The 3,958-nt window shown below is 68.6% G+C and carries 1 protein-coding gene and 2 riboswitches; the gene reads left to right on the top strand.

Going from position 1 to position 3,958, the window contains the following annotated elements; translation table 11 throughout:
- Positions 1-337 precede the first annotated feature (337 nt).
- Positions 338-434, top strand: a riboswitch (glycine riboswitch).
- Positions 435-558, top strand: a riboswitch (glycine riboswitch).
- Between the two features lie 55 nt (positions 559-613).
- A complete protein-coding gene (gene gcvP, locus ACY45C_RS20505; protein WP_462189182.1) occupies positions 614-3,799 on the top strand; it encodes an aminomethyl-transferring glycine dehydrogenase in 3,186 nt (1,061 codons plus the stop codon).
- The last annotated feature ends 159 nt before the right edge of the window (positions 3,800-3,958 follow it).

Here is a 3,958-nt window from a genome sequence, read left to right on the forward strand (position 1 = left end):
TAGATACATAGATGTCCGCGCTCGTATCGCCTACCGGCGGGCGGCCCTGACGCCGAGGCCGCCGCCTCCGCCCGCAGGATCGGATGGCGGACGACCGATGGTCCCGTGGCCACGGCCCACGGCTCCACGGGTTCGTGGGTTCATGTTGCGAACAGGTTTCGGTGGGGGTCACTGGTTGGCCCGCCGGGCTCCCGCAGCTAGTGTTCGGGGAGTGGAATCGTGGCTGAACGCAGCCGGCGTCGAGGGGACCGGCGCCAGTCGGGAGCCGATCATTCGCTACTGGTAGGCATCCCCGGGTCATCCGTGCCCCGTCCCACAACTCCATACCGATGCCGCTCACACCTGTGCGGGAGAGTCCCGGTCGCTCGCTGGTCGGGACGCCGAAGGAGCAAGCTCTCCCCATAAACTCTCAGGCCCCCAACCGCCGGGTCAGGCAACTCTGGAAAGTGGACGCCGTGAGGTGTCCCGCCGACGGTGAAAGCCGCGTTCCCCGCCCGCAGCTCCCCGGACTGCCGGCGGCGGCGCCGGTGAAGCTCTCAGGCCTATGACAGGGGGGGAGGCCCGCCGCGGCGCCGGCATGATCCGTCGTCGCCCGACCTCCGGAGCAGTCATCATGCCTGACGTCACCGAGTACGACGACACCCCCTATGCCGATGGACCGGCCACGGCCGCCATGGCCGCCACGACCGCTCCCGCGTCGTCGCACGCGCGGTCGGGGGCGCCGCGGCAGGGTAGCGCCGCGGCGGTGGGCAGGAACGGTGCGAGGCGGCTGCCCGCCGCGGCCATCTCGCGGTTTGCCGATCGGCACATCGGCCCGGACCCGTCCTCCCAACGGGCGATGCTGGATGCGCTGCGCGTGGAATCACTGGCCGCGCTCACTGATGCGGCCGTCCCGGCGAGCATCCGTGACCAGGATCTGGATCTTCCCGCGGCGCTGAGTGAACCCGCGGTGCTCGCGGCCCTACGCGCGTTCGGTAGCAGGAACCGACCGGTTTCCTCGATGATCGGGCTGGGGTTCCATCCCGCGGTGATGCCGGGAGTCATCCAGCGCAATATCCTGGAGAACCCCTCCTGGTACACAGCGTACACGCCGTACCAGCCGGAGATCTCCCAGGGCCGCCTGGAGGCGTTGCTCAACTTCCAGACGATGATCACTGATCTGACCGGCCTGGCGGTGGCCGGAGCCTCCCTGCTGGACGAGCCGACCGCGGCGGCCGAGGCGATGCAGATCGCGTTCCGGACGGCGAAGGGTTCCCGCACGACGTTCCTCATCGAGGCCGACACCCTCCCGCAGACCATTGCGGTGGTCGCGACCAGGGCGGAGGCGCTGGGGATCAACGTGGTGGTCGCGGATCTCGCCGCCGGACTCACGGCCGTGGGCCCGGCGGAACTGGATGCGACCTTCGGCCTGCTGCTGTCTTATCCCGGGCCGGCGGGCGTCCTGCGGGATGTGCGTGGTGTGATCGCAGCGGCGAGGGAGCGCGGCATCGTCGTCACGATCGCCGCCGATCCGCTGGCGCTGACCCTGCTGCGGGCGCCTGGTGATCTCGGCGCGGACATCGCGGTGGGGAGCACGCAGCGGTTCGGGCTACCGCTGTCCTTCGGAGGCCCGCACGCCGGCTACCTCGCAGTGCGCAAGGGGCTGGAGCGGTCCCTGCCGGGGCGGCTCGTCGGGGTATCGGTCGACGCGGACGGCGCACCCGCGTACCGGCTCACCCTGCAGACCCGTGAGCAGCACATCCGGCGGGAAAAGGCGACGAGCAACATCTGCACAGCCCAGGTGCTGCCCGCGGTACTCGCCTCTATGTACGCGGTCTACCACGGCCCGGAGGGCCTGGCCGGGATCGCGCGTCGCCTCCACGGGCACGCGGTGCGCCTCGCCGAAGGCCTGCGCGCCGCCGGTGTGACGGTGGTGCACGACGCGTTCTTCGACACCGTCCTCGCCGCGGTACCGGGCCGGGCCGCCCAGGTGGTTGCGGACGCGTTGGCGCGGGGAGTGAACCTGCGGCTGGTCGACGATGACCACGTGGGCATCTCCTGCAACGAGACGACGGGCCGGGCCGAGCTGGGGGCCGTCTGGTCGGCCTTCGGGGTGGGCCCGGAGGCCACGGCGGGCATCACTTGGACCGAGACCGAGACCGAGACCGAAAGCGGGATCCGGACCGGGGCTCGGACCGGGCCCGTCGCGGCGGCGAGCGATCATCTCATGGCCCGCGCGGACCAGGCAGACCAGATGGCGGACGAGCTGGTGGCGCTGCCCGCCGAACTGGTGCGTACGGATCCCTACCTGCAACATCCGGTGTTCCACGACCATCGGTCGGAGACCGCGATGCTCCGCTATCTGCGTCGACTGTCCGATCTTGATCTGGCTCTCGACCGGGGCATGATCCCCTTGGGGTCGTGCACGATGAAACTCAACGCGACCACGGAGATGGCCGCGGTCACCTGGCCGGAATTCGCCGACATCCATCCATTTGCTCCGCTGGGCCAGGCCGCCGGATATCTCGCGATGATTCAGGACCTAGAGCGTTGGCTTGCGCAGATCACCGGGTATGCGGGGGTTTCCCTCCAGCCGAATGCCGGCAGTCAGGGTGAGCTCGCCGGGCTGCTCGCCATCCGGGCCTATCACCGCGATCATGCTGTTCCCGGGTCCGTGGTGCGAAACATCTGTCTCATTCCCTCCTCGGCGCATGGGACGAATGCGGCGAGCGCCGCGATGGCGGGAATGCGGGTGGTCGTCGTCTCCTGTGACGACGACGGGAACGTCGACCTGAACGATCTGGCCCGCAAGGCCCGCGCGAACGCGGACGCGTTGGCGGCGCTGATGGTCACCTACCCGTCGACCCATGGTGTGTACGAGGAGGGCATCGGGCAGGCGTGCGCGATCGTGCATGAGGCCGGCGGCCTGGTGTACGTAGACGGAGCGAACCTCAACGCTCTGGTGGGGCTCGCCAGGCCGGGGCAGTTCGGGGCCGACGTGAGCCACCTGAACCTGCACAAGACGTTCTGCATCCCGCATGGTGGCGGGGGTCCGGGGGTCGGCCCGGTCGCCGTGGTCGAGAAACTCCTACCCTATCTGCCGAACCACCCGCTGCGGCCGGAGGCCGGACCGGCCACCGGAGTGGGCCCGATCTCGGGATCCCCATGGGGCTCGGCCGGAATTCTCATGATTCCGTGGGCCTACATCCGGATGATGGGTACGGATGGCCTGCGCCGGGCGACCTCGGTGGCCGTCCTGAACGCCAACTACATTGCCCACCGGCTGCGTCCGTACTATCCGGTGCTCTACGCGGGCCGGGACGGGCTGGTCGCCCATGAGTGCATTCTGGACCTACGGCCGTTGACGAAGATGACCGGCGTCACCGTGGACGATGTGGCGAAGCGTCTCATCGACTACGGTTTCCATGCTCCGACCATGTCCTTCCCGGTTACCGGAACACTGATGGTCGAGCCGACGGAGAGTGAGGATCTCGGCGAGATCGATCGTTTCTGCGACGCGATGATCTCCATTCGGCCCGAGGTGGAAAAGGTTGGAGACGGTATCTGGCCGCGGACCGACAATCCTCTGAATAATGCTCCGCATACCGCACAGATGGTTACCGCCGACGAATGGTCGCACGCTTATCCGCGATCGGTGGCGGCCTATCCCGTCGCTTCGCTGCGGGCCGCCAAGTACTGGCCCCCGGTACGTCGGATCGACGGCGCCTATGGTGATCGCAACCTGGTCTGCACCTGCCCACCGGTGGGATCCTTCGCCGCGGAGCCGGTCGACGAGCAGATTCTCGCGGGGGCCCGCTGAAGACGGGATGCTGACGCGGCCGCCGTCGATCTTCTCCATCGCGGCGGCGGCCGATGCGAGGCCGAACGGTCCCGCTGGGTAGTCTGCCGCGACCTCCAAACCCTTCCCTGACGGAAGAGTTCAGAAGTCGAACTCTTCGTGGCGTAAGGATTATCGCTC

Source organism: Frankia sp. CcWB2 (assembly GCF_977927585.1).